This window comes from Limnohabitans planktonicus II-D5, assembly GCF_001270065.2.
Taxonomy (GTDB): Bacteria; Pseudomonadota; Gammaproteobacteria; order Burkholderiales; family Burkholderiaceae_C; genus Limnohabitans_A; species Limnohabitans_A planktonicus.
On sequence record NZ_LFYT02000045.1, the window covers coordinates 1 to 24,371 of the forward strand.

At 60.0% G+C, this 24,371-nt stretch carries 23 protein-coding genes and 1 pseudogene; 15 read left to right on the forward strand and 9 right to left on the reverse strand.

Annotation, left to right across the window (positions count from 1 at the left end; translation table 11 throughout):
- The 8 genes and pseudogenes from H663_RS39770 to H663_RS39805 form a co-directional block, all read right to left on the reverse strand.
- Window positions 1-124, reverse strand: a pseudogene (locus tag H663_RS39770) (bifunctional D-altronate/D-mannonate dehydratase); the annotation flags it as partial.
- 264 nt (window positions 125-388) lie between these two features.
- Window positions 389-1,792: a mannitol dehydrogenase family protein gene (locus tag H663_RS39775; RefSeq protein WP_053168701.1), complete on the reverse strand. Its 1,404-nt coding sequence runs from the start codon at window positions 1,790-1,792 to the stop codon at window positions 389-391.
- A gap of 191 nt (window positions 1,793-1,983) precedes the next feature.
- The gene (locus tag H663_RS39780; protein WP_053168699.1) at window positions 1,984-3,045 is read right to left on the reverse strand and encodes a malate/lactate/ureidoglycolate dehydrogenase; all 1,062 of its coding nucleotides are present in this window, start codon (window positions 3,043-3,045) and stop codon (window positions 1,984-1,986) included.
- 180 nt (window positions 3,046-3,225) lie between these two features.
- On the reverse strand, window positions 3,226-4,755 hold the full coding sequence (locus tag H663_RS39785) for a UxaA family hydrolase (RefSeq protein ID WP_053168698.1): 1,530 nt from the start codon (window positions 4,753-4,755) through the stop codon (window positions 3,226-3,228).
- Between the two features lie 45 nt (window positions 4,756-4,800).
- Window positions 4,801-6,195 (reverse strand): TRAP transporter large permease, encoded by a 1,395-nt coding sequence (locus tag H663_RS39790; protein ID WP_053168696.1) that lies wholly within the window; start codon window positions 6,193-6,195, stop codon window positions 4,801-4,803.
- Between the two features lie 25 nt (window positions 6,196-6,220).
- A complete protein-coding gene (locus tag H663_RS39795) occupies window positions 6,221-6,796 on the reverse strand; it encodes a TRAP transporter small permease (RefSeq protein ID WP_053168694.1) in 576 nt (191 codons plus the stop codon).
- 123 nt (window positions 6,797-6,919) lie between these two features.
- Window positions 6,920-7,909 (reverse strand): sialic acid TRAP transporter substrate-binding protein SiaP, encoded by a 990-nt coding sequence (locus tag H663_RS39800; RefSeq protein ID WP_053168692.1) that lies wholly within the window; start codon window positions 7,907-7,909, stop codon window positions 6,920-6,922.
- A gap of 55 nt (window positions 7,910-7,964) precedes the next feature.
- Window positions 7,965-8,702 (reverse strand): FadR/GntR family transcriptional regulator, encoded by a 738-nt coding sequence (locus H663_RS39805; protein ID WP_053168691.1) that lies wholly within the window; start codon window positions 8,700-8,702, stop codon window positions 7,965-7,967.
- Between the two features lie 224 nt (window positions 8,703-8,926).
- On the opposite strand from H663_RS39805, the gene H663_RS39810 reads away from it, so the two are divergent.
- The 14 genes from H663_RS39810 (at window position 8,927) to H663_RS39875 (ending at window position 21,664) form a co-directional block, all read left to right on the forward strand.
- Window positions 8,927-10,042 carry a mandelate racemase/muconate lactonizing enzyme family protein gene (locus H663_RS39810; protein WP_053168689.1) on the forward strand — a complete coding sequence of 372 codons (1,116 nt, stop codon included), beginning with the start codon at window positions 8,927-8,929 and terminating at the stop codon, window positions 10,040-10,042.
- Window positions 10,039-10,788 (forward strand): SDR family oxidoreductase, encoded by a 750-nt coding sequence (locus H663_RS39815; protein ID WP_053168687.1) that lies wholly within the window; start codon window positions 10,039-10,041, stop codon window positions 10,786-10,788. Before H663_RS39810 ends, H663_RS39815 begins: the two co-directional genes overlap by 4 nt.
- A 159-nt stretch (window positions 10,789-10,947) precedes the next feature.
- A complete protein-coding gene (locus H663_RS39820; protein WP_053168685.1) occupies window positions 10,948-11,706 on the forward strand; it encodes an SDR family NAD(P)-dependent oxidoreductase in 759 nt (252 codons plus the stop codon).
- Window positions 11,707-11,729: 23 nt separating this feature from the next.
- Entirely contained in the window at window positions 11,730-12,593 is an 864-nt protein-coding gene (locus H663_RS39825) for a fumarylacetoacetate hydrolase family protein (RefSeq protein ID WP_053168683.1), read from the forward strand.
- A 181-nt stretch (window positions 12,594-12,774) separates the two neighbouring features.
- Window positions 12,775-13,470: a TetR/AcrR family transcriptional regulator gene (locus tag H663_RS39830; protein WP_053168681.1), complete on the forward strand. Its 696-nt coding sequence runs from the start codon at window positions 12,775-12,777 to the stop codon at window positions 13,468-13,470.
- A 42-nt stretch (window positions 13,471-13,512) separates the two neighbouring features.
- A complete protein-coding gene (locus H663_RS39835; RefSeq protein ID WP_053168679.1) occupies window positions 13,513-15,324 on the forward strand; it encodes an acyl-CoA dehydrogenase C-terminal domain-containing protein in 1,812 nt (603 codons plus the stop codon).
- Between the two features lie 43 nt (window positions 15,325-15,367).
- Window positions 15,368-15,811: a DUF2147 domain-containing protein gene (locus H663_RS39840; protein WP_053168677.1), complete on the forward strand. Its 444-nt coding sequence runs from the start codon at window positions 15,368-15,370 to the stop codon at window positions 15,809-15,811.
- Window positions 15,812-15,849: 38 nt separating this feature from the next.
- Window positions 15,850-16,611 carry an enoyl-CoA hydratase gene (locus tag H663_RS39845; protein WP_053168675.1) on the forward strand — a complete coding sequence of 254 codons (762 nt, stop codon included), beginning with the start codon at window positions 15,850-15,852 and terminating at the stop codon, window positions 16,609-16,611.
- Between the two features lie 197 nt (window positions 16,612-16,808).
- Entirely contained in the window at window positions 16,809-17,291 is a 483-nt protein-coding gene (locus H663_RS39850; RefSeq protein WP_053168673.1) for a thioesterase family protein, read from the forward strand.
- 110 nt (window positions 17,292-17,401) lie between these two features.
- On the forward strand, window positions 17,402-17,677 hold the full coding sequence (locus H663_RS39855; protein WP_053168671.1) for a hypothetical protein: 276 nt from the start codon (window positions 17,402-17,404) through the stop codon (window positions 17,675-17,677).
- Between the two features lie 32 nt (window positions 17,678-17,709).
- Window positions 17,710-18,630, forward strand: a complete 921-nt coding sequence (locus H663_RS39860; RefSeq protein WP_205872759.1) for a YHYH protein — start codon at window positions 17,710-17,712, stop codon at window positions 18,628-18,630.
- On the forward strand, window positions 18,627-19,667 hold the full coding sequence (locus H663_RS39865; RefSeq protein ID WP_205872760.1) for a YHYH protein: 1,041 nt from the start codon (window positions 18,627-18,629) through the stop codon (window positions 19,665-19,667). The genes H663_RS39860 and H663_RS39865 overlap by 4 nt, the downstream gene beginning before the upstream one ends.
- A 1-nt stretch (window position 19,668) precedes the next feature.
- Entirely contained in the window at window positions 19,669-20,775 is a 1,107-nt protein-coding gene (locus H663_RS39870; RefSeq protein ID WP_133240079.1) for a HupE/UreJ family protein, read from the forward strand.
- Between the two features lie 313 nt (window positions 20,776-21,088).
- Window positions 21,089-21,664, forward strand: a complete 576-nt coding sequence (locus H663_RS39875) for a TonB-dependent receptor plug domain-containing protein (RefSeq protein WP_338067180.1) — start codon at window positions 21,089-21,091, stop codon at window positions 21,662-21,664.
- Window positions 21,665-21,694: 30 nt separating this feature from the next.
- Here the strand turns inward: H663_RS39875 and H663_RS39880 are convergent, their stop codons facing one another.
- Window positions 21,695-22,108, reverse strand: a complete 414-nt coding sequence (locus H663_RS39880; protein ID WP_053168663.1) for an acyl-CoA thioesterase — start codon at window positions 22,106-22,108, stop codon at window positions 21,695-21,697.
- Between the two features lie 40 nt (window positions 22,109-22,148).
- Between H663_RS39880 and H663_RS39885 the strand changes: the two genes are divergently transcribed.
- Entirely contained in the window at window positions 22,149-23,981 is a 1,833-nt protein-coding gene (locus H663_RS39885) for an ABCB family ABC transporter ATP-binding protein/permease (protein WP_053168661.1), read from the forward strand.
- Window positions 23,982-24,371: the final 390 nt, after the last annotated feature.

A 24,371-nucleotide genomic window follows, 5' to 3' on the forward strand; every position in this document is an offset into this window, starting at 1 on the left:
CCAGTTCGCGGCCGTTGAGCGTGGCGTCGCCCACGCCATACACGCCTTGGTCGGTTTCGATTTTGAGGGTGACGAAGTTGCGGCCGGGGCTGCAGACGATGACGCGGGCGGCGGTGATTTTCATGGCTTTGTTTGCGCGAATGGTTGCGGTGTCATGCAATGGCGTCAGACTGGATCTTGTAGGTCGGCGGCTTTAGCCCCGACATGCGGCTTGCGCCGATGCGGACAAGTGTCGGAGCTGAAGCTACTGACCTACGGGGGCGGTGTGTTTGGGTGGTCGGGGGCTTCCGCCTAGACATGAGGCTTTTGCCGGAGCGGGCAAATGTCGGAGCTGAAGCTGCCGACCTACGGGAACCCGTGTCAGGGTTTTGATGCGATGCGGCATTTGTCATGCGGCTGTACTCAACAGTTGCTGGACTGCGGCGTCCACGCCGTGTTGCAAAACTTGCTGGTGCCAGTGCGTGACGCGGGCGATCCAGGCTGGGTGTTGGGACAGGACGCTGCCCCACAGATCTTCACGGGCCAGCAGGGCGCGTACGCAGGCAGCAGGTTCGGTGCGCTGGGCTGCGCCCAGTGCCATCAGGCTGCCTGCTTGTGGGTCGTTCAGTGTGTAGGCTTGGCCTTGCTCGTCAACGCCCAGCGAGTAGCGCACGAACACGGCCGCAGCCAGCGCGTGGTGTTCAAACGACGCGTCTTGTGCGATTTGCCCGAGCACCGAGGGCGGCCAGCGTTGCGGAATTTTTTGCGAGCTGTCGGTGGCGATCTGGTGCACGCTGTGCTTCAAATAGGGGTTGCCAAAGCGCGCGATCAGCGCATCACGGTATTCGGCCCAATCGCTGCGGCTCAGATGCGGCGCGACTTCTTGGCTCATGAGTTGGTGCACGAAGGTGCGGATGTGTGCCTCGCTAATGCAGCTGGCAATGAAGGGCCTGCCGGTGATGGCCCCCATGAGCGCCATGGCCGAGTGGCTGCCGTTGAGCATGCGCAGCTTGGCTTCTTCGTAGCTGTGCACATCGCCGGTCACGCGCACGCCTGCGCTTTGCAGCAGGGCGGCATCTTGTGGGTCGGCAAAATGGTCTTCGATCACCCATTCCCAAAAGCCTTCGGTGCTCAGAGCGCACGGGTCCTGCACGCCCAGCGCCTCTTGCGCGGCGGCCATCACTTCGGGGGTGGCAGCGGGCACGATGCGGTCGACCATGCTGCACGGAAAGGCGCACTGCGTGTCCAGCCAGCGCAGCAGCTCGCCGTCTTGCGCTGTAGCGTTGGCCTTGACCAAGGCCTGCAGCTTGTGGCCATTGCCTTGCAGGTTGTCACACGAGGCCACGGTGATGCCGGTCAAGCCGCTTTGCTGGCGCAGGCGCAAGCCTTCGAGCAGCAGCTGGCCTAAAGCGGGCGTGTAGCCTTTTTCTGTCAAGGTGAGCGTGACCCATCGGGTGCTGTGTGCAGCGATGGCCTGCACCACGTCATCACGCTCGGTGGTGGCGACGCTGGTACGCCAGAGCGCTCCGGGCACTTGCCACTTCACACCCATGCCATAGGCCACACGTACGGCGTACAGGCCGTCTTGCGCACGCAGCTGGTTCACCAAGTCGGGCCGCGTCATGCCCACGCCGTGGATGCCCCAGCGCGTGTCGCCACCGGTCAGCAGCTGGTCAAACACCATGGCTTGGTGGGCGCGGTGAAAAGCACCCAGCCCCAAGTGCACCACGCCGGGGGCGTGGGCTGTGCGGTCATAGCTGGGGACTTTTACGTTGGATGGCAGCGATGACAGGGAAAGGGCAGACAGTGGCATGGTGCATGTGCTTTTAAAGAAGGTGAGTCAAAACTAAGAGCGGAGCCGCATTGAATCGCTGTAGGAGATTGGATTGCCGCGCTTCGCTCGCAATGACGGGGTCTCAGGCGGGTCCTGCAAGCGAAAACCCTGCAGTCCGCAAGTGTCCTTATCGCCAGCAGGGCGGGTGGCTGCAAAAAAACGATTCAACTTCAAGTCGCGGATCTTGCTTGGAGTTTCTGTTCAGACGCTTCGATCTCAGCCCAGGTGGCGTCGTCGATCCAGATGCCCGATTGCTCCCGTTCAGTGCGTGCAGCGCGTTCGGGCTCGCCCGCCATGCGCACACCATCGCTGCCGGGTGCATCGGGGCTTTGACGCAGCCAGTCGGCAAAAGCCAGGGACTCTTGTTCGAACATGGCTTGTGTGCCCAAGCGCACCGGGTCGATCAGCATCGTCAGCATGCTGTTGAGCACGGCGCGTTGGTTATCCGCTTCGCGGTGCCAGGTGCCACCGCCGGTCAGCGCACCGCCCAGCAATTCGCAGGCCACGGCCATGCCAAAGCCTTTGTGGTCGCCAAAGGTCATGAGTGCGCCAAACAATCCGTTGGACTGGGGCACCACCACCACGCCGGGGTCGGTGGTGGGGTGGCCGTGTTCGTCGATCAAATAACCGGGTGGGACCTGTTCGCCCTTGTTGTGGGCCACGCGCATCTTGCCTTGGGCCACGCGGCTGGTGGCAAAGTCCAGCACAAAGGGGGCACGGCTGCCCATGGGCACGCCGATGCAGCAGGGGTTGGTGCCAAAGCGGCCGTCGCCACCGCCAAAGGGTGCGACCACGGGGCGTGAGAGCACGTTCACAAAATGCACCGACACCAGACCCTGTGCCACGGCCATTTCGGCAAAGTGGCCGATGCGGCCCAGGTGGTGCGAGCGGCTCAGCGCAACGGTGCACACGCCGTGCTGCTTGGCGCGTTCAATGCCCATCTGCATGGCTTGCACGCCCGTGATTTGGCCGTAGCCGCGCTGGCCGTCCAGGTTCAAAAGTGGCCCGGTGTCCAGCAGGACCTTGACGCCCGTGTTGGGCGACAGGCCACCTTCGAGCACGGCATCGACATAGCGCGGCACCATGCCCACGCCGTGCGAGTCGTGCCCGCTCAGGTTGGCCATGACCAAGTTGTCGGCCACCTGCGCGGCCTCGGTGGGGGCGCTGCCCGCTTGCTCGATGATGCTGGCGACTTTGGAACGCAGGTCGTTGGCAGAAATGGTGTGGCTCATAAAGGTCTTATCGTCTGTCAAAAAATCATCAGAACGGTTTGCACCGATTGTTTGGGCATGTCGGTGGCTTCAGCCCCGACATGAGGCCTGTGCCGAGGCGGACAAATGTCGGACCTGAAGGTGCCGACCTACAACAGTCCGGCAGCCTGCCCGATGTCGAGAAGCGGGTCACAACAGGGTTCACATCACCGCGCCGACTTGCCATGGCACAAATTCGTTTTGCCCGTAGCCGTGGCGTTCGCTCTTGGTGGGCTCGCCCGAAGCAGCCGCCAAGATCATTTCAAAGATGCGCTGGCCCATCTCGGCGATGCTCACGCCGCCGTCCACAATCTCGCCGCAGTTCAGGTCCATGTCCTCTTCCTGCTTTTTCCACAGGGCCGTGTTGGTCGAGAACTTGAGGCTGGGCGACGGCGCGCAGCCATATGCGCTGCCGCGCCCAGTGGTAAAGCAAATCAGGTTGGCCCCACCCGCCACTTGGCCTGTGGCGCTCACCGGGTCGTACCCGGGGGTGTCCATGTAGACAAAGCCTTTGGCTGTGACGGGTTCGGCATATTCGTACACAGCCTGCAGGTTGCTGGTGCCGCCTTTGGCCACCGCACCCAGCGACTTTTCAAGGATGGTGGTCAGGCCACCCGCCTTGTTGCCCGGCGATGGGTTGTTGTTCATCTCGCCGCCATTGATGGCGGTGTAGTTTTCCCACCATTTGATGCGCTCGATCAGTTTGTGCGCCACCTCAGGCTTCACAGCGCGGCGCGTGAGCAAATGCTCGGCACCATAAATCTCGGGCGTTTCGCTCAGGATCGCGGTGCCGCCGTGCTGCACCAGCAAGTCCACCGCAGCACCTAAAGCCGGGTTGGCGCTGATGCCGGAATAGCCGTCGGAGCCGCCGCACTGCAGACCGATGGTGATGTGCTCGGCACTGCAGGGCTCGCGGGTGGTGGCGTTGGCGCGGGGCAGCATCTCTTCGATCAAGGCAATGCCTTTTTCGACCGTGAGGCGCGTGCCGCCTGAGTCCTGGATGTTGAAGACCTTGAGCGTCTCGCCCACGCGCAGGCTGCTGTGTGCCAGCCAAGTGCCCAGTTGGTTGGACTCGCATCCCAGACCCACCACAACCACGCCCCAGAAGTTGGCGTGTGTGGCATAACCGGCCAGCGTGCGCTCGAGCAACTGCATTCCCATGCCTTCGGTGTCCATGCCGCAACCGGTGCCGTGGGTGAGCGCCACCACGCCATCTACGTTCGGAAAGTTGGCCAGCGCCGCGGGGTTGCTGCGTTTGGAAAAATGGTCAGCAATGGCGCGAGCGGCGGTGGCCGAGCAGTTCACGCTGGAGAGCACGCCGATGTAGTTGCGGGTCGCCACGCGGCCATCTGCGCGCTTGTAGCCCATGAAGGTCGCCTGTTTGCGTGCGGGTTCGGGCTTGACGTCTTGGCCAATGGCGTAGTCGCGCTCGAAGTTGCCTTTTTCGGCACCCATGTTCAGGTTGTGCGTGTGCACATGCTCGCCCGGCGCAATGGGCTGGTGTGCAAAGCCAATGATCTGGTTGTAACGGCGCACCGGATCGCCCACGGCAATGGCGCGTGTGGCGATTTTGTGGCCCGGCGGAATCAGGCCGCGCACGGCTATGCCGTCTACGTTGCTGCCGCTCATGAGTTGGGTGCGGGCGATGACCACGTCGTCAGACGGGTGCAGGCGGATGAAGAGATTGGACATGTTGAGCGTCGTTCAAAAACGGGGCCGGACATCAGCCCCGAGGGATCAATAAAATTGCTTGGGCAACCACAGAACCAGGCTGGGCATGTAGGTGATGACCGCCAGGCTGCCCAGCAAGGGGAACAGCCAGGGCAAGATGGCCATGGTGGTGCGCTCCACACTGAGCTTGGCCACGCGGGCCAGCACGAACAGCACCATGCCCATGGGCGGGTGCAGCAAACCGATCATGAGGTTGAGCACCATGATCAAACCGAAGTGCACCAGGTCTATGCCCAGTTGCTGGCAAATCGGCACCAGGATGGGCACCAAGATGGTGATGGCGGCGGTGGGCTCCAGGAAGCAGCCGACAAACAACATGAGTGCATTGGCCAGCAGCAAGAACACCCAAGGCTCTTGGGTGAAGCCCAATACCCAAGCAGAGATGGCGGTGGTCACGCCTGTGGCAGTCAGCATCCAGCCAAAAATGCTGGCAGCGGCCACGATGAACAACACGGTGGCAGTGGTTTCCACCGTGTCCAGGCAGATCTTCACGAACATCTTGAAGTTGAGCGTGCGGTACCAAAAGAAGCCCAGTGCAATCGCCCAGACACAAGCCGCAATCGCGCCTTCGGTGGGGGTGAACACGCCAGTGGTCATGCCGCCAATCAGGATCACGGGGGTCATGATGGGCAACACGGCCTGAAAGTTGAAGAACTTGTCGGCGGCGAACAAAACAATCAGGGCCACCAACACCGTGAGTTGAGGGGGTGTGCCCATGGTCGCGACCAGCCACCAAATGGCCAAGGGCCAGCCCACCACCACAGCAGTTTCTGCCAAGGCCTTGATGACCTTGGGCCATTCGAATTTGACGTCGGCACCCCAGCCGTTTTTGTGTGCGAAGTACGCCACCGTCAGCATCATCAGAAGCGCCATCAAGATGCCGGGCAAGATGCCCGCGAGGAACAGCGCACCCACCGAGACGTTGGCCATCATGCCGTAGATCACAAAGGGCAAGCTGGGTGGAATGATGGGGCCCAGTGTGGCCGAAGCGGCGGTGACGCCCACGGCAAATTCGGTGCTGTAGCCATGGTCTTTCATGGCCTTGATCTCGATGGTGCCCAAGCCTGCCGCGTCGGCAATGGCCGTGCCGCTCATGCCCGCAAACACCACCGAGCCCACCACGTTGACGTGACCCAAACCGCCTTTGAGCCAGCCCACCAAGGCCAGTGCGTAGTTGTAGATGCGGTTGGTGATGCCCGCGTTGTTCATCAGGTTGCCCGCCAGAATGAAGAAGGGCACGGCCAACAAGGGGAAGCTGTCAATGCCCGAGACCATGCGGTGGATGACCACAAAGGGCGGCGAGCTTTGGGTGAACAAGATGTAAATCAAAGACGCGCCCGCCATGGCAATGGCCACCGGGATACCGCCACTCATGAGAAAGAGAAAAATGATTTTCAACATGGGAAAACTTTCAGGAGGAGCGATTTCAGCGATCGGTCATTTCGGATTCGGGGCGTTGCAGCACGGTGTAGCCGCGTTGCCAATGCACCTTGGCAACCCAAATGGAGCGCAAGCACATGGCGGCAAAACCGGCCATCACCACGCCATAAACCAGGTTCATGGGCAAGTCGATGATGGTCATCTTGTAGCTGCCCAGTTTTTCCATCATCTGGCCGGTGAGGAAGGTGGCGGCCGCAAAGAAGGCGATGCGCACCACATCGACCACCGTGCCCATGGCGCGACCCATCCAGTTGGGCATGAAGCGAAAGAAAAAATCCACCTGGATGTGGTTGTTTTTGGCCACACCGATCGTGGCCCCCGTGAAGACGGTGGCAATGAGCAAATAGCGCGCAATTTCTTCGGTCCAAGAGGCCGAGTTGTTTAGCACATAGCGCGTGAAAAATTGGTAAAAAACCGTCAGGCCCAAGGCCCAGAAGAAGGCCAGGGCCACCCAGGCTTCGATGGGTGTGCCCGACAAATCGACCTCGTCATCGGTCGCGTGAAATTGGCCATCGTCGCCCATGACTTTGGGCATGGCGTCGAGGTCGGGGAGATTGCTCATTGGGTGTCCTTGGGAGCTAAAAATTGGCCGGATGTACAGACCGAACTCGGTGAGTTCGGTCTGTAGGGGTTAGCCAAAGCATCAGGCTTGTGCGATCAGCACATCACCTGACGCGTGAGCGCCTTACTTGGCCGCCTGGATCTTGTCGAAGTCAGACTGTGTGAAGCCCATGCCGGTCAGGGGCTTGTTTTTCAGGACAGCATCCTGGAAAGACTTGCGGTCCACCTGCACCACTTGCAGGCCTTTTTTCTTGAACTCGTCCACCAACTCGGCTTCGCGTGTCTTGACTTTGGCCGATGCGCGCACAGCGGCTTCCTGGGTCACATCGGTGAAGATTTTCTTTTCGGCATCGCTCAGCTTGTTCCAGACATGCGGGGCAATCTGGGTGGTCAGGCCGTCGACGATGTGGCCTGTGAGCATGATGGCCTTTTGCACTTCAAAGAACTTCTTGGCTTCGATCGTGGTCAAGGGGTTCTCTTGGGCTTCAACGGTGCCGTTTTGCAGGGCCAGATACACCTCGGCAAAAGCAATGGGCGTGGGGTTGGCACCGCAAGCTTCAGGTGTGGCGCGGTAGGCCGGCACATCGGGCACACGGATCTTGATGCCCTTCATGCCCGCGCAGTTGGTGAAGGCTTTTTGGGCCGTGGTGTGGCGCGCACCGTAGTAGGTGTAAGCCGTCACCTGGATGCCTGTCTTCTCGCGGAACTCCTTGACCATTTCCTGGAACACGGGGCTCTTGGAGTAGGCAATCAGGTGGTCGCCGTCGCGGAAGATGAAGGGGTAATAGGCAATGCCAAAACGGGGGTAAGTGCGGGCTGCAAATGAGGGGCCGCTGATGATCATGTCCACTGTGCCCAGGGTCAGGCCCTGGTTGATGTCGGTTTCCTTGCCCAATGTGGAGGCCGGAAAGACCTGGATGTCGAACTTGCCGTTGCTGCGTTTTTTGATTTCTTCGGCGGCCCACACCGACTCGGTGTGGAAGGGCTCGGAGGTCTCGTAGACGTGGGCCCATTTCAGTTTTTGCTGGGCCAGGGCGCCGGTGCTGACCAGCAGCGTGCCCATGGCCATTGCGCCGACGGCGGCCAGAGTTTTCAGGGTGAATCGTTTGCTCATCGTTGTCTCCTCGTTGGGGTTTGAAGTTTGCTGACGCGGGAACAGAAAAACCACCCTAACGGGCGGGTGCGCGGCGCCAGCTCGCGCTGTATCTTTTATGGGCTTGTTTCAGGTGTTTTTGCATGGCCTTGCGCGCGGCGCTGCTGTCGTGCACTTCGATGGCGCGCATCACCGCCTGGTGTTCGGCAATGGCGGCTTGCCAAGACTCAGGACGTTCAAAGTAGTCGCCCAAACGTTCAAACAAGGGGCCATTGCGCGCTTGCCAGTAGCGCTGCACCGTGTCGAGCAAGACACTGTTGCCGCAAGCCTGTGCGATGGCCTGGTGAAAGGCTTCGTCGCCTTGGCGGGGCACTTCGTCGCGCGCAGCTTCGCGCTGCATTTGTTTCAGTCCGGTCTGAATGGCTTTGATGTGTGATTTTTGGGCGTTTGCAGCGGCCAACGCGGCCACCTCGGCCTCTACCAAAATGCGGGCACTCATCACCTCCAGCGGACCCCAGTTGGCCGGGGTGTCTGCTTCGAGTTCTGCACTCAGCACGGCCATGCGCAGCCCGGTGCTAGGCACGGCGTGTTTCACATAAATGCCCGAGCCTGTTCGCACTTCGATCATGCCTTCCACTTCCAGTGCAATCAGCGCTTCGCGCACAGAAGGGCGGCTCACGCCCAACTGCAGCGCCAGATCGCGCTCGGCTGGCAAGCGTGATCCCGGTGCAAATTCACCCGACGCCATCAGTTGCCGAAGCTGCTCGGCAATCTGGCGGTAAAGTCGATGGGGAGCGACAGTTTGCAAGGGCATAAAGGTATCAGGGATAACGTGAATTGGACAAGTGGTCAGACCAATTGCACAATCATCACATGCTGAATCAGCCACGCAACTCCGCACAAACCCGTAGGGTATGTCTTGCAAAAATGACGTGCCGTCGGGGCTGAGTCCCGCATGCGATGCGACCTTCTTATTCGTTCCCTTCTTATTCCTTCTTCTATTCCCATTGACCGTTTTGCCCAGCGCGTTCGCCCCATATGACCTCCGTCACCATTGACCGCGTGAGCCTTCGGCAAGTGAACTTGCCGCCCAAGGTTTTGCGCACCGACGCCATCCAGTCCTTTGTGACGCAAGAAACGATTTTGCTCACGCTGCACTGCAGCGATGGCCTGAACGCTACGGGTTATGCCTACACCATCGGCACGGGCGGCTCTTCGGTCATCGCATTGCTCAAGGACCACCTGGCACCGCGCCTGATCGGCCGCGATCCGGTCATGGTCGAGGCGATTTGGAAGGATTTGTTTTTTCACACCCATGCCACCGCTGTCGGGGCCATGACCAGCCTGGCGCTGGCCTGTGTGGACACGGCTTTGTGGGACTGGCGTGCCCAAAGCCAGGGCCTGCCGCTGTGGCAGTTGCTGGGCGGTGCGCAAGCGCGTGTGCCGCTCTACACCACCGAAGGCGGCTGGCTGCATTTGTCGCCCGAGGCGCTGGTGGACCAGACGCTTGAGGCCCAAGCCCAAGGCTTCAAAGGCGCGAAGATCAAGATCGGCAGACCCCATGTGAGCGAAGACGTGGCGCGCCTTTCTGCCGTGCGCGATGCGGTGGGCCCGGGCTTTGACTTGATGACCGATGCGAACCAAGGCTTCAACCGCGCCGAGGCCGTGCGCCGGGCGCGGGCTTTTGACGGGCTGGGCTTGGCGTGGATGGAAGAGCCCCTGCCTGCCGAAGATGTGTCTGGCCACCGCCAGTTGCGTGAGCACACCACGATTCCCGTGGCGGTGGGCGAGTCCATGTACCACCCGATGCAGTTCCGTGAGTATTTGGAGCAGGGCGCATGTTCCATCGTGCAGCCCGATGTGGCGCGCATTGGCGGCATCACGCCCTGGATCAAAACCGCGCACCTGGCCGAAACCTTTGACGTGGCGGTGTGCCCGCACTTTTTGATGGAGTTGCATGTGAGCCTGTGCGCAGCTGTGCCCAACGCCACATGGGTGGAATACATCCCGCAGCTTGACGACATCACCACTTCGCGCATGAAGGTGCAGGACGGCTATGCCATCCCACCTGACGCCCCCGGCCTGGGCATTGCCTGGGACTGGGCTGCCATCACCGCAAGACAAACCACGCAACTGGAGATCAAAGCACCATGAGACTCAAAGGAAAAATCGCGCTGGTCACCGCTGCTGGCCAAGGCATTGGCCAAGCTGCGGCGCTGGCCATGGCGGCTGAAGGTGCCACCGTGTACGCCACCGATGTGAACGCCGAATTGCTCAAGAGCTACGAGGGCGTGGCCAATGTGCACACCGCCGTGCTCAATGTACTGGACAAAGCAGCCATTGCCGCGCAAGTGGCCAGCTTGCCTCGCATCGACATCGTCTTCAACTGCGCTGGCTTTGTGCACAACGGCAGCATTGAATTGGCCACCGACGAGGATTGGGATTTCGCCTTCAATTTGAATGTGCGTTCGCAGTTCTGGATGATCCAGGCGGTCATTCCCAAAATGGTGGCGCAGTTTGCACAAACCGGTCGCGGCGGCAGCATCATCAACATGGCCAGCGTGTGCTCCAGCGTGCGCGGCTTGCCCAACCGCTTCATTTACGGCACCAGCAAGGCGGCGGTGATTGGCCTGACCAAAAGCGTGGCGGCTGACTATGTGCGACAGGGCATCCGCTGCAATGCCATTTGCCCCGGCACCGTGGACACGCCTTCTCTGCAAGACCGCATCAACAGCTATGCCGACCCGGTGCAGGCCAGGCAAGACTTCATCAACCGCCAGCCCATGGGGCGTTTGGCGCAAGCGGCCGAGATCGCGCCCATCGTCACTTTCCTCGCTTCCGACGAATCCATCTTCGCCACGGGCAATGCCTACATGGTGGACGGTGGCATGACCATTTGAGGACCTTGCAGGAAATCACCTTTGTAGGAGCTGGCCCTGCAAGCGATTTCTTGCGGTTCGCAAGAGCTTTATCGCCAACAGGGCAAGCTTCTGCAAAAAGACATCCAGCGACTTTGTCATTCATTCAGGCTTGCTGGGCCTGAACCTTAGAAAGACCGTATGAATTTGCTCGACATGAAAGGCCGCCACGCGGTCATCACCGGTGCGGCCACTGGCCTGGGTTTTGCCATTGCGCAGCGCATGCTGGCCTCGGGCGCACGCGTCACGATCTGGGACCGCGATGCCGCAGGCATGGCCCAAGCCGCCGAGCAACTGCGCCAAGGCCAGTTGGGCTCGGTGGTCAACACCGTGCAGGTCGATGTGGCCGACCACGCTTCGGTGGTGCAGGCCACCGCGCAAACCACGGCCTTGGCGGGGGTGGATGTGCTGGTCAACAGCGCGGGCATCACGGGCCCCAACGTCAAAGTGTGGGATTACCCGGTCGACGCCTGGAAGCAGGTGTTCGATGTGAACGTGCACGGTCTGTTCCATTGCTGCCGCGAACTCAGCGCCCACATGAAGGCGCGCAATTACGGGCGCATCGTCAACATCGCCTCGGTCGCGGGCAAGGACGGCAACCCCAACGCCAGCGCATACAGTGCGAGCAAAGCGGCGGTGATTGCTCTGACCAAATCGCTGGGCAAAGAGCTGGCCGACACGGGTGTGCGCGTGAACTGTGTCACCCCGGCGGCTGTGAAGACGGCGATCTTTGATCAAATGACGCCCGAGCACATCCAGTTCATGCTCTCTAAAATCCCGATGGCCCGATTTGGCCAACCCGAAGAAGTCGCCGCCATGGTGACTTGGCTCAGCACCGAAGAGTGTTCCTTTTCCACCGGCGCGGTCTTTGATCTGTCCGGTGGTCGTTCCACCTATTGATTTTTTTCACACAGAGAGGTTTTATGAAACTCGTTCGCTATGGCCAACCCGGCAAAGAAAAACCAGGCCTGATTGACGCCGATGGCCGTTTGCGCGACCTCAGTGGCGTGGTCAAGGACATCGCCCCTGATCTTTTGAACGACAAGGCCTTGGCCAAACTGGCCAAGGTCAAGACCGACAAGCTGCCTCTTGTGCGCGGCAAAAAGCGTTTCGGCACACCCATCTCGTACACCAGCAAGTTCATCGCCATTGGTCTGAACTACGCCGACCACGCGGCCGAGTCGGGCATGCCCATTCCCAAAGAACCCATCGTGTTCACCAAGGCGATCTCTTGTATCCAGGGCGCAGACGATGACGTCATGTTGCCCAAAGGCTCCAAGAAAACCGACTGGGAGGTCGAGTTGGGCATCGTCATCGGCACCCGCACCCGTTATGTCACGCAAAAAGACGCGCTCAACCATGTGGCCGGTTACTGCGTGATCAACGACGTGAGCGAGCGCGAATACCAACTCGAGCGCGGTGCCACCTGGGACAAGGGCAAGGGTTGCGACACCTTCGGCCCCGTAGGCCCCTGGCTGGTGACCCGCGACGAAGTGCCCAACCCACAAGCCCTGGGCATGTGGCTGGACGTGAACGGCGTGCGTTTTCAAACCGGCAACACCAAGACCATGATTTTTGGCGTGGCCAAGCTGGTCAGCTACGTGAGCCAGTTCATGACCCTGGAGCCTGGCGACATCATCACCACAGGCACACCACCCGGTGTGGGCATGGGTGTCAAGGTAGACGGCAAGCCTGCCCCAGTGTTCTTGAAGCGCGGTGATGTGATGCGCTTGGGCATCGACGGTCTGGGCGAGCAAACCCAGAAAGTGGTGGCTTTCAAGGCCTGAACCGCAGTCATCGAAGAAGCCATGTCGGGGCTGAAGCCACCGACCTACAAGGGTCTTGTAGGTCGGTGGCTTCAGCCCCGACGTCTTGGGTTTTCTACCGATTTACCCTGATTCCGGCAAGGATTCGTGGGAATGGCGAAGATTTGGTGCAAAATAGCACGACCGTTCTATTTTTATTGCCATGGCTTCCCGCAAAACCACTTCCAAAGTTGAAACCCTGCCCATGCCTGAAATGGGGCGGCGTGTCTTGATCAAAGGACAGCAAACCAAAAGCGTGATCATCGACGCTGCCTTGGGCCTGGCTTCTCAAATTGGCCTGGAAGGTCTGTCCATCGGCGCTCTGGCTGAAGTCACCGGCATGAGCAAGTCCGGTGTGTTTGCGCACTTTGGCTCACGCGAAGAGTTGCAAATATCCGTGATACGCGAATACCACACGCGCTTTGAGGCCGAAGTGTTTTATGCGGCCATGCAAAAGCCCCGTGGCGTGCCACGCTTGCAGGCGATGTTTGACAACTGGATGGTGCAAACGTCGGCAGAAATTGATTCGGGCTGCATTTACATCAGTGGTGCGGTGGAGTTTGATGACCGCACGGGCCCCGTGCGTGATGCCTTGGCCTCAACGGTGTCGACTTGGCAAACCGCTTTACGCCGGGCGGTCGAGCTGGCTCAGGCTGAAGGACAATTGAGCCGTGACTCCGATGCCTATCAGATCGCTTTCGAAATCCATGGCCTGATTTTGGCGCTGCACTACGAGGCGCGCTTTTTACGCAACCCTGGTGCTGCAGAGCGCGCCCGGCAAGGCTTTTCCCACATTCTGGCGCGCCATGCGCAAGCCCCTGCGAAAGCTGTTGTCCCCACGGCCAAAGCGCGCCGCTGAAGCTTCGCGTACTTTTTTGTTGTTTTTTCAGGAGTCTGTCCCATGCCCATTTACACCCCACCCCTTCGCGACATGCAGTTTGTCTTGCACGAATTGCTCAACGTCAGTGCTGAACTCAAGGCCCTGCCCAAGCACGCCGACACCGATGCAGACACCATCAACGCGGTGCTCGAAGAAGGCGGCAAATTCGCGGCCGAAGTCGTGTTCCCCATCAACATCTCAGGCGATGCCCAAGGCTGCCAACTCAATCGCGACACACACGAGGTCAAAGCCCCCGATGGTTTCAAAGAAGCCTATGCGCAGTACGTGGCCGGTGGATGGCCATCGCTGAGCTGCGACCCCGAGTACGGTGGTCAGGGCTTGCCTTTTGTGGTGAACCAGTGTTTTTATGAAATGCTCAACTCGTCCAACCAAGCCTGGACCATGTACCCCGGTTTGAGTCACGGTGCCTACGAGTGCCTGCACGCGCACGGCACGCCCGAGCAAAAAGCCCTGTACTTGCCCAAGCTGACCAGCGGCGAGTGGACCGGCACCATGTGCCTGACCGAGCCGCATTGCGGCACCGATCTGGGCATGTTGCGCACCAAGGCCGAGCCTCAGGCCGACGGCACTTACAAGTTGAGCGGCCAAAAGATTTTCATCAGCGCGGGCGAACACAACCTGGCCCCCAACATCGTGCACCTGGTCTTGGCCCGTTTGCCCGATGCGCCTCCCGGCAGCAAAGGCATCAGCCTCTTCATCGTGCCCAAGTTCAACGTGGCCGCCGATGGCAGCATGGGCGAGCGCAACGGCATTTATTGCGGTGGCCTGGAGCACAAAATGGGCATCCACGGCAACTCCACTTGCCAGATGGTTTTGGACGAAGCTGTGGGCACTCTGGTGGGTCAGCCCCACAAGGGCCTGGCTGCGATGTTCGTGATGATGAACGCCGCCCGTTTGGGCGTGGGCAACCAGTCGCTGGGCCTGACCGAAGTGGCCTACCAAAATGCGCTGGCCTATGCCAAAGACCGTGTGCAAATGCGCTCGCTCACCGGCGTCAAAGCGCCCGGAAAACCCGCCGACCCGATCATCGTGCACCCCGATGTGCGCCGCATGCTCATGACCGCCAAGGCCTATGCCGAAGGTGGCCGTGCCCTGGCCTGCTACTGCGCCTTGCTGCTGGACAAAGAGATCAACCACCCCGACGAAGCTGTGCGTGCTGAAGCCGCCGAAGTCGTGGCCTTGCTCACGCCCATCGTGAAAGCCTTCACCACCGACAACGCTTGGGAAGCCACATCCGCCTGCCAGCAGGTGTTTGGCGGCCACGGCTACATCAAGGAGTGGGGCATGGAGCAGTTCGTGCGCGATGCCCGCATCAACATGATCTACGAAGGCACCAACACCATCCAGTCGCTTGATTTGCTGGGCCGCAAAGTGCTGGGCAACCAAGGCGCCACACTCAAGAAATTCGGCAAACTGGTCGAGCAATTGGTCAAGGCCGAAATGGCCAACGAAGCCATGGGCGAGTTCATCAAGCCGCTGGCCGATCTGGGCCAAAAGCTCACGCAGCTCACAGGCGAAGTGGGCATGAAAGCCATGAGCAACGCCGACGAAGTGGGTGCTGCTGCTGTGGACTACCTGCGCGTGGTGGGCCACCTGGTGTTGGGTTACTTCTGGGCCCGCTCTGCGCAGATCGCGCTGGCCAAATTGGCCGAGGCCGAAGAAGAAGCCCAGCGCCCGGACCCGTTCTACCAGGCCAAACTCCAGACCGCGCGTTTTTACTTCACCCGCCTGATGCCCGAGACTTCGAGCCTGATGCGCCGCATCCGTGCAGGCAGCGATGTGTTGATGGACACTGACGCCGCGCTGGCATGATTGAGCTCACCGTAACTTCGACAGTTGAACAAGGAAGAACAACATGATCAAAACCGCATTGACCTTGAGTTTGGGCCTGCTGACCCTGGCCGCACATGCCCAGATGAGCCCGGTGGGCTTGTGGCGCAGCATCGACGACGAAACCAAGCAAGCCAAGGCTGAAATCCGCATCTCCCAGAATGCGGCAGGGGACTTGTCGGGGGTGGTCGAAAAAGGACTGCAAAACAACCCCAACACCGACCCCAACTGCAATCTGTGCACCGATGACCGCAAAGGCAAGCCCAAGATCGGCCTGGAGATCATCCGGGGCGGTCAACAAAGTGACGGCAAGGCGGTGTGGGAAGGTGGGAAAATCCTTGATCCCGAGAACGGCAAGAACTACAGCCTGCGTTTGACCCCGATCGACGGCGGCAAAAAACTTGAAGTCCGTGGTTTCATCGGTTCGCCCTTGTTGGGCCGCACCCAAACCTGGATTCGGGTTCAGTAAACCCTCTCGCCTCGCAAGACCCCACCACAAGGACCTTCATGTCTGACATCCTGACCCACACCGACGCGGGGGTGATGACCATCACCTTCAACCGCCTGGACAAGAAAAATTCCATCACCTCGTCCATGTACGCGGCCATGGCCGATGCGGTGGCGCAGGCGGTCACCGATGCAGCCGTCAAAGTGGTGGTGTTTCAGGGGCATGAAAGTATCTTCAGCGCGGGCAATGACATTGGTGACTTTCTGAACCAGCCGCCCAGCACGCAAGAGTCGCCCGTGTTCCGCTTCTTGCGTGGCATCGCCACCTTCGAAAAACCGCTGCTGGCCGCTGTGGCTGGGCCTGCAGTGGGCATTGGCACCACCATGCTGTTCCATTGCGACTTGGTCTACGCAGGTGACAACGCCGCGTTTTCCATGCCCTTTGTGAACCTGGGCCTGTGCCCCGAGGCGGCGTCCAGCCTGCTGGTGCCGCGCATGTTCGGTTACCACCGCGCCGCAGAAGCCTTGCTCTTGGGCGAGCCCTTCTTTGCCGAAGCTGCGCAAGAAGTCGGTTTGGTCAACCGCGTGGTGCCGCCGACCGAAGTCAATGGCTATGCCCAGGCGCAAGCCCGCAAACTGGCGGCCAAACCGCTGTCATCACTGATTGAGACCAAGCGATTGATGAAGGGCGACACCCAGGCCGTGCTGCAAAAAATGGCCGAAGAAGGCGCCAGCTTTGGCCGCATGCTGCAAGAGCCTGCAGCCAAAGAAGCCTTTGGTGCCTTCATGGAAAAACGCAAGCCCGACTTTTCCAAGCTGTAAGTACAGGTTCTTTGCGACCATGTGTCGGGGTCTTCGACCACCGACCTGCAGCCGCCCCGTAGGTCGGCACCTTCAGGTCCGACATTTATGGGTTTGGCACAGGCCTGATGTCGGGGTCTTCGACCACCGACCTACAAGACCCCGTAGGTCGGCACTCGCAGAGTCCGACGTTGCCCGGTCATCTATAAAATCAGCAGATGCCCCATCGCTCCAACACCCCCGTCGTCCTTGAGCCTGAATACATCGAAGGTTTTCGCCAGATTTACGAAGAAAAAATTGTCTTCAACAAAACCTTGGGCTTGAAGCTGGTCAAGGTCACGCCCGAAGGGGTGGAGGCCCGCATCGACATGCGGCCCGAATTGGTCGGGCACTTTGCCTACAACCGCATCCATGGCGGCGTCATCAGCGCCGTGCTCGACGCCATGGGCAGTGCGGCTGTCATGGCAGCGCTGGCGGCCAAGCACATGGATGAGGCACCTGCCAAGCGGCTGGAGCGCTTTGCCAAGCTGGGCACCATCGATTTGCGTGTGGATTACCTGCGCCCAGGCATTGGCGAGCACTTTGACATCCATGCCCACTGCCTGAGGGTGGGTTCACGGGTGGGTTCTTCGCGCATGGAGTTCATGGGGCCAGATGGCACCCTCATGTCAACAGGGGCGGCGGCTTACATCGTCTCCTGAGGCGCGTGGCCACAGTATTGGGTCACTGCATCTGCTCCATATTTGCTCCATATTTGTTTTGAACAATGGACGGGAGGCCGCTATCGCGGTTTCCACTATGAAAGTCCACCATGCAAAACAAATCCATTCTTGCGCATGCCGTCTTGTCCGTGTCATTGGCCTTGAGCGGCGGCATGTTGTACGCGCAATCAGCGCCCGGTGGCGATTCGCGACGACCGCCACCCCCAGAAGCCCTGGCGGCATGCAAGACCCTGAAGTCAGGTAAAGACTGCAGTTTCAATGGCCCGCACGGCAGTGTGCAGGGCACTTGCTGGGCGCCCGCTGACAAGCCGCTGGCTTGCAAGCCACGCCACATGCCAGCCGGTGGCATGCCGGCTCAACGTTAACAAGACCTGTGAATATGACTTTCCCTCAAATCATGAAAATGTCCGCGCTGGTGGCCAGCTTGTTGGCGCTGAGCGCATGTGGCGGCGGTTCCACTTCAACAACAACAAACACAGAGACCAGCAGCAGCACCAGCACTGCCGATGTGCTGTGCAGTTATGCCAGCAACGTGTTCAACACCTCGGCATCTGTCAATGCCACCAGCACCGCCAATTGGTCGTGCAGTGGTGGCAAACGGTTTTTGACGGCCAATGGTTTGCCGGACCACGATGTGGGTGTTTTTCCAAATGCCAACAACCCCAACGCCATTGCGGTGCAGAAAGTTTCGGCCTCTTCTTCCCTCACGCCCACGGCCACCTCCACGGTGACTATTTTGGGCGGGCCGCGCGGTGACACAGGTCACGTTCTCAACGGTGTCAAGATTGACGCCAGCACGGCAGGCTCCTGTGACAACAGCGGTGCCAGTTGCTCATTGATCGGTAACTCAGGCAACTGGAGCATTGAGGCCTTGGGCCAGAGCGCTTTTAACTTTGGGGTAGACAGCAGCCATGCACATGTGCAGCCTGGTGGCGCCTACCATTACCACGGCATGCCCGAAGGTTTCATCAACAAGCTGGGCAAAGGCATGGCGATGACGCTCATTGGCTGGGCCGCTGATGGTTTCCCCATCTATGCGCGCTATGGCTACACCGCCCCCACCGATGCCAAATCTGCTTTGAAAGTGGTCCAGGGCAGCTATCGCCTCAAAGCCACACCGGGTGCCAATCGCCCCGCGACCAGCCTTTATGCCATGGGCACATTTGCGCAGGATTATGAATACGTGGCCGGTTTGGGTGATCTGGATGAATGCAACGGCAGGACCGGCGTCACGCCCGAGTTTCCGCAAGGCACTTACCACTATTTCGCCACCGACAGTTACCCGTATTTGCAACGGTGTGTGAAAGGAAAAATATGAAATTGATGATGGAGAAAAACTTGCACGTTAATATTGTTTCGGAGCGGTTCATCCGCGCTGCTGGTCTTTCAGTTTGCCTGGCCGCTTTGACCGCCTGTGGGGGCGGATCGAGCACAACCACCGACACCACAAGCACCACCACCACGGCAGGTGTGCAATGCAGCTACAACTGGAGCGCCCTCAACACCGATCCACTGGTCAATTTGACCAGTACCGCCAACTGGTCCTGCAGCGACACAACCCGCTCTTTGAAGGCCAACGGCGTGCCTGACCATGCTGTGGGTCCTTTCAATATCCAGGCAGATCTGGATTTCACGATCAAAGCGCAGACCATCGATGTCTCAGCCACGATCACCCCTGTTGTGACCAGCACAACGGGAGCCGCCATCCAAACGGCGGGTTACGCTTTGAACGGCATCAAGTTTGAGCCTGGCACGGGCGGCAATTGCGCCAGCACAGCCACATCCACGGATACGACGACCGGCGCTGCTTGCACGATGCTGGGCAATGCAGGGACCTGGCGCATGGAGGCTTTGGGTCAGACCACTTTCAACTTTGGTACCGATGGCAGCAATGGTCATGTGCAACCCGGGGGCGTGTACCACTACCACGGCATGCCGGAGAAGTTCATCGACAAATTGGGCAAAGGCAATCAGACCATGACCTTGGTGGGCTGGGCCAGTGATGGTTTTCCGATGTACGCACGTTACGGCCATGTGGATGCCAGCAATGCCCAATCGGGCGTGAAAGTGCTCACCTCCAGCTGGCGCAAAAAAACAAGCCCTGACAGTGGCCGCCCATCGGCAACCATTTTCCCCATGGGCACTTTTTTGCAAGACTATGAGTACGTGGCGGGCTCGGGGGATTTGGATGAGTGCAATGGCCGCACGGGCGTCACGCCCGAGTTTCCCAAGGGCATTTACCACTACATGGTGACCGGGTCGTGGCCCTATGTGCATCGGTGCGTGAAGGGCACTGTCACAGCGGGTGCCACAGGCGGCGGCGCTGCTGGTGGCATGCCACCACCAAGGCCCTGACATGCGATTCTTGCAAAGGGCGCTGCTCACGGGATGGATGGGCTGGCTGGTGCTGATGTCGGGGGCTGCCCAGGCCCACCTCATGGTGGCGCAGCGCGGCACGCTGAACTTTGTGGATGCTGGCGCCTTCATGGTGCTGTCTTTGCCGGTTTCAGCGTTCCAAGGCATTGACGACGATGGTGATGGGCGTTTGTCCATGGCTGAGGGTCATGCCCATTGGCGTGACATTGAAGAGCAAGTGCGCGCAGGCGTGCAGCTGGTGAGCGAGCAAGGCGCAGCCCCTTTGCAGGGCGTGTTTTTCAACCTGTCACCGCCCGACGATGCACCTGCGGCCCCGGCCAGTCAGCTGGTGGTGATGGGGCGCTTTGCATGGTCTTCGGGTTTGCAGGGGGGGCGTTTCGGTGTGCGTCTTTTCGGGACGCAAGCGGGTGAGACAAGTCTGCAAATCACCGTGACCCGTGGGGGCGATACGCAGCTTTTGACCCTGAGCCCCGAGCGTGCCGAGATGGCGGTTTTCCCAGGCTTTTGGGCCGTCATCTCCGACCAAGTCATGATGGGCGCGCACCATGTATGGGCGGGGGCTGACCATTTGCTGTTTCTGTTGGTGGTGCTGGCTGCAGGTGTTGGGCTGAGCCATCTGGTGTGGACGCTGACTTGTTTCACGCTGGGGCATGCCCTGACCTTGTTGGCTTGCGTGCTTTGGGGTTGGAAAGTCTCGCCCGCCCTTGTGGAGCCTGCCATTGCCATCACCATCGTCGGCATGGCCGGTTTTGACCGCTGGAGCCAGAAACAGGGGCAAACGGTGCCTGCCGCTTGGCGTTGGGGGCTGGTGTTTTTCTGCGCACTGATCCATGGTTTGGGTATGGCCGAGGCCCTGACGGGTCTGGGCTTGCAGGGCGCGCGCAAATTCTGGAGTCTGCTGGGCTTTAACCTCGGCATTGAGCTGGGCCAGTTGGCCGCTGCGGGTGTGGCGATGGGGGTGTTTTGGGCACTGCGCCGCTTTGCGGGGGCGAGCGCTGTGGCCATGGCTTTGCGGCTGGCCTCTTGGAGTGCCATGGGCTTGGGAACCTTCTGGTTTTTTCAAAGGGTGGCACTGACGGCGTTATAGATTCGGCCCGATGAAGTCTGAGCTGTGTGTTGCCCGTTTGGAGGATTTTGTGGGAGCTTGCCAGCCAAGCGAACAGCCTGTGGTCCACCAGCATCTGATCGCCAGCAGGGCTAGCTCCCACAAGGTGCAAGATTGAAGTCACCCTGCAGACTTCAATGGGCCGGATCAATACACTTGTCGGCGCTGTTGCTGCCGACCTGTCAACATCTTTGACCATTGAATCATTCACAGGGCCGGATCACTCACGATGCAATTTTTTTCGATCTGCTCAATCAGTATGTGCTTGGGGGCCGCATGCTCGCATGTGCAGCTCATGGCCGCAACGCCACCTGGACAGGATGAAGTTGAAATCATTGCGTCGGGTGACAGCGCTTCGGGCACCCGTGATGCCGCCAGCCAGGGGGCGGTGAGTGCGTCTGAGATCCAGCACAAGCCCCTGCAGCGCCCGGCCGACGTGCTGGAGTTGGTGCCCGGCATGGTCGTTACCCAACACTCGGGCGATGGAAAGGCCAACCAGTATTTCCTGCGTGGCATGAACCTGGACCATGGCACGGACTTCGCAACCACGGTCAATGGCGTGCCGGTCAACATGCCCAGCCATGCACATGGTCAAGGCTACAGCGATCTGAACTTTTTGATGCCCGAGCTGGTGCAGCGCATCGACTACCGCAAAGGCCCGTATTTCGCGGGTGAGGGCGACTTCTCGTCAGCTGGCTCGGCCCGCATTGCCTACCGCACGCGGCTGGACCAGCCCTTTGCCGATGTCAGCTTGGGGCAGGGGGGCTATGCCCGCACGGTGGTGGCCGGTTCACGCGAGATTCAAGACGGTGTGCATGTCCTCGCGGCTGATCTGCGCACGGTCAGGGTGTCGTTGCGTTACCGCTTTTGATTGCGGGCTTCATGGTCAACTGCGCTGTGATCAGGCCTGAGAGCCGACAGGGCAAGGGTTGCCACTGCCGTCGATGGCCACATAGGTCAGGCTGGCTTCGGTCACCTTGATGTATGCGCCTTGCAAGCGGATGCGCTCGGCGAACACCTCGACCTTGACGGTGACAGAGGTGCGGCCCACTTTCACGATGCGTGCAAAAAACGACAAGATGTCGCCCACCTTGACCGGTTGTTTGAAAATGAATTCATTCACGGCCACAGTGACCATACGACCGCGCACCAGGCGCGCAGGCAAGACTGCACCGGCCAAGTCGACCTGGGCCATGACCCAGCCGCCAAAAATATCGCCGTTGGCATTGCAGTCGGCAGGCATGGGGATCACCTTCATGACCAGTTCCTGGTCAGTGGGCAATGCCACGGTGGGAGGACGTTGGGTTTCAGACATGGGCACAATCGGTGATTAATGTTGAACTGGATTGTCCCCTATGCGCCACCACGGCGAAACCGCTCCTTCTGCTGCCCCCCTTGGAAAATCTGCTGGACAGGCTACACCGCCCCCAGCTGGGGGAGACTGGCAAACCCTGTCTCGCCTCTTGCCCTATTTGTGGGAATACAAATGGCGCGTGGTCATCGCACTCACCCTCATGGTGTGCGCCAAGCTGGCCAATGTGAGTGTGCCCCTGCTGCTCAAGGAGCTGGTGGACGCCATGAGTCTGAAGCCCGGCGACCCGCAAGCGGTGCTGGTGGTGCCGGTGGCCTTGTTGGTGGGCTATGGCGCTTTGCGTTTGCTGACCTCGGCGTTCACCGAATTGCGCGAGTTGGTGTTTGCCAAAGCCACGCAAGGCGCATCGCGCAGCATCGCCTTGCAAACCTTCGAGCATTTGCATGCGCTGAGCCTGCGCTTTCACCTGGCCCGGCAGACCGGCGGCATGACGCGCGACATCGAACGTGGCGTGCGTGGCATCGAGTCGCTGATTTCGTATTCGCTCTACAGCATCATCCCCACGCTGATCGAGGTGGCTTTGGTGCTGACGATTTTGGCCGTCAAGTTTGACGCCTGGTTTGCAGGCATCACGCTGCTGGCTTTGGCGCTGTACATCTTTTTCACGGTGCGCGTGACCGAGTGGCGCACGCAGTTTCGCAAACAAGCCAACGAGTTCGACTCGGCCGCGCACACCCGCGCCATCGATTCGCTCCTGAACTACGAAACCGTCAAATACTTTGGCAATGAGCGCTTTGAGGCGGGTCGTTATGACGAAAGCCTGGAGCGTCTGCGCCTGTCGCGGCTCAAGGCGCAAACCTCCTTGTCGGTGCTCAATACCGGGCAGCAGCTCATCATCGCGTTGGCCCTGGTGGCCATGCTCTGGCGGGCCACTGAAGGTGTGGTGGCCGGGCGCATGACTTTGGGCGATCTGGTCATGATCAACGCCTTCATGATCCAGCTCTACATTCCGCTGAACTTTTTGGGCGTGCTGTATCGCGAGATCAAACAAAGCCTGACCGATCTGGACAAGATGTTTGTGCTCATGGACCGCGAGCGCGAAGTGGCTGATGTACCCGGTGCACAGGCGCTGGCTTTGCAGGGTGCTCCCGATGTGGTGTTTGACCGTGTGTCTTTTGCCTACGAAAGCGACAGGCCAATCCTGAAAGACATCAGCTTCACCATCCCGGCGGGCAAAACGGTGGCCGTGGTCGGCCCTTCAGGTTCGGGCAAGTCCACGCTGGCGCGTTTGATGTTTCGCTTTTACGACGTGCAGCAAGGCAACATCTGCATCGCGGGGCAGGACATCCGCCAAGTCACTCAATCGAGCGTGCGCCAAGCCTTGGGCATCGTGCCGCAAGACACGGTGCTGTTCAACGACAGCGTGGCCTACAACATCGCCTATGGCCGTCCCGGTGCCAGTCAATCTGAAATCGAAGGGGCTGCGCGTTCGGCCCGCATCCACGACTTCATCGCCTCCACGCCCAAGGGTTATCAAACTTCGGTGGGCGAACGCGGGTTGAAATTGTCGGGCGGTGAAAAGCAGCGCGTGGCCATTGCCCGCACCTTGCTCAAGAATCCGCCGATTCTGGTCTTCGACGAAGCCACCTCGGCGCTGGACTCAGCCAACGAACGCGCCATCCAGGCTGAATTGGCCAGCGTGTCGCAAAACAAGACCACCCTGGTGATCGCCCACCGCCTGTCCACAGTGGTGGATGCGCACGAGATTTTGGTGATGGAAGCCGGGCAGATCATTGAGCGCGGCAACCACGCCGAGTTGTTGGCGCAACAAGGGCGCTACGCCAGCATGTGGGCCTTGCAACAATCGGCGGATTGATCCAGGCGTGATGTCGGGGTCTTTGACCACCGACCTACGGGGGCGCTGTGCCTTGTAGGTGGGCACTCGCAGAGTCCGACATCTGCTCGATCCACCACCATCGCCCGCCATGCGAGTTTGAGCTTTGCATGCAAACGTCGGGGTCTTCGACCGCCGACCTGCGCAGGCGCTGTGCCTTGTAGGTCGGCACTCGCAGAGTCCGACATCTGCTCGATCCACCACCATTGCCCGCCATGCGAGTTTGAGCTTTGCATGCAAACGTCGGGGTCTTCGACCACCGACCTACGCAGGCGCTGTGCCTTGTAGGTCGGCACTCGCAGAGTCCGACATCTGCTCGATTCGCCACCATTTCCCGCCATGCGAGTTTGAGCTTTGCATGCAAACGTTGGG

What these genes read in the sequence shown, in the direction of transcription:
- H663_RS39775 (WP_053168701.1), bottom strand. Translation starts at nt 1,792, where the DNA reads ATGCCACTGTCTGCCCTTTCCCTGTCATCGCTGCCATCCAACGTAAAA.
- H663_RS39780 (WP_053168699.1), bottom strand. Translation starts at nt 3,045, where the DNA reads ATGAGCCACACCATTTCTGCCAACGACCTGCGTTCCAAAGTCGCCAGC.
- H663_RS39785 (WP_053168698.1), bottom strand. Translation starts at nt 4,755, where the DNA reads ATGTCCAATCTCTTCATCCGCCTGCACCCGTCTGACGACGTGGTCATC.
- H663_RS39790 (WP_053168696.1), bottom strand. Translation starts at nt 6,195, where the DNA reads ATGTTGAAAATCATTTTTCTCTTTCTCATGAGTGGCGGTATCCCGGTG.
- H663_RS39795 (WP_053168694.1), bottom strand. Translation starts at nt 6,796, where the DNA reads ATGAGCAATCTCCCCGACCTCGACGCCATGCCCAAAGTCATGGGCGAC.
- H663_RS39800 (WP_053168692.1), bottom strand. Translation starts at nt 7,909, where the DNA reads ATGAGCAAACGATTCACCCTGAAAACTCTGGCCGCCGTCGGCGCAATG.
- H663_RS39805 (WP_053168691.1), bottom strand. Translation starts at nt 8,702, where the DNA reads ATGCCCTTGCAAACTGTCGCTCCCCATCGACTTTACCGCCAGATTGCC.
- H663_RS39810 (WP_053168689.1), top strand. Translation starts at nt 8,927, where the DNA reads ATGACCTCCGTCACCATTGACCGCGTGAGCCTTCGGCAAGTGAACTTG.
- H663_RS39815 (WP_053168687.1), top strand. Translation starts at nt 10,039, where the DNA reads ATGAGACTCAAAGGAAAAATCGCGCTGGTCACCGCTGCTGGCCAAGGC.
- H663_RS39820 (WP_053168685.1), top strand. Translation starts at nt 10,948, where the DNA reads ATGAATTTGCTCGACATGAAAGGCCGCCACGCGGTCATCACCGGTGCG.
- H663_RS39825 (WP_053168683.1), top strand. Translation starts at nt 11,730, where the DNA reads ATGAAACTCGTTCGCTATGGCCAACCCGGCAAAGAAAAACCAGGCCTG.
- H663_RS39830 (WP_053168681.1), top strand. Translation starts at nt 12,775, where the DNA reads ATGGCTTCCCGCAAAACCACTTCCAAAGTTGAAACCCTGCCCATGCCT.
- H663_RS39835 (WP_053168679.1), top strand. Translation starts at nt 13,513, where the DNA reads ATGCCCATTTACACCCCACCCCTTCGCGACATGCAGTTTGTCTTGCAC.
- H663_RS39840 (WP_053168677.1), top strand. Translation starts at nt 15,368, where the DNA reads ATGATCAAAACCGCATTGACCTTGAGTTTGGGCCTGCTGACCCTGGCC.
- H663_RS39845 (WP_053168675.1), top strand. Translation starts at nt 15,850, where the DNA reads ATGTCTGACATCCTGACCCACACCGACGCGGGGGTGATGACCATCACC.
- H663_RS39850 (WP_053168673.1), top strand. Translation starts at nt 16,809, where the DNA reads ATGCCCCATCGCTCCAACACCCCCGTCGTCCTTGAGCCTGAATACATC.
- H663_RS39855 (WP_053168671.1), top strand. Translation starts at nt 17,402, where the DNA reads ATGCAAAACAAATCCATTCTTGCGCATGCCGTCTTGTCCGTGTCATTG.
- H663_RS39860 (WP_205872759.1), top strand. Translation starts at nt 17,710, where the DNA reads ATGAAAATGTCCGCGCTGGTGGCCAGCTTGTTGGCGCTGAGCGCATGT.
- H663_RS39865 (WP_205872760.1), top strand. Translation starts at nt 18,627, where the DNA reads ATGAAATTGATGATGGAGAAAAACTTGCACGTTAATATTGTTTCGGAG.
- H663_RS39870 (WP_133240079.1), top strand. Translation starts at nt 19,669, where the DNA reads ATGCGATTCTTGCAAAGGGCGCTGCTCACGGGATGGATGGGCTGGCTG.
- H663_RS39875 (WP_338067180.1), top strand. Translation starts at nt 21,089, where the DNA reads ATGGCCGCAACGCCACCTGGACAGGATGAAGTTGAAATCATTGCGTCG.
- H663_RS39880 (WP_053168663.1), bottom strand. Translation starts at nt 22,108, where the DNA reads ATGTCTGAAACCCAACGTCCTCCCACCGTGGCATTGCCCACTGACCAG.
- H663_RS39885 (WP_053168661.1), top strand. Translation starts at nt 22,149, where the DNA reads ATGCGCCACCACGGCGAAACCGCTCCTTCTGCTGCCCCCCTTGGAAAA.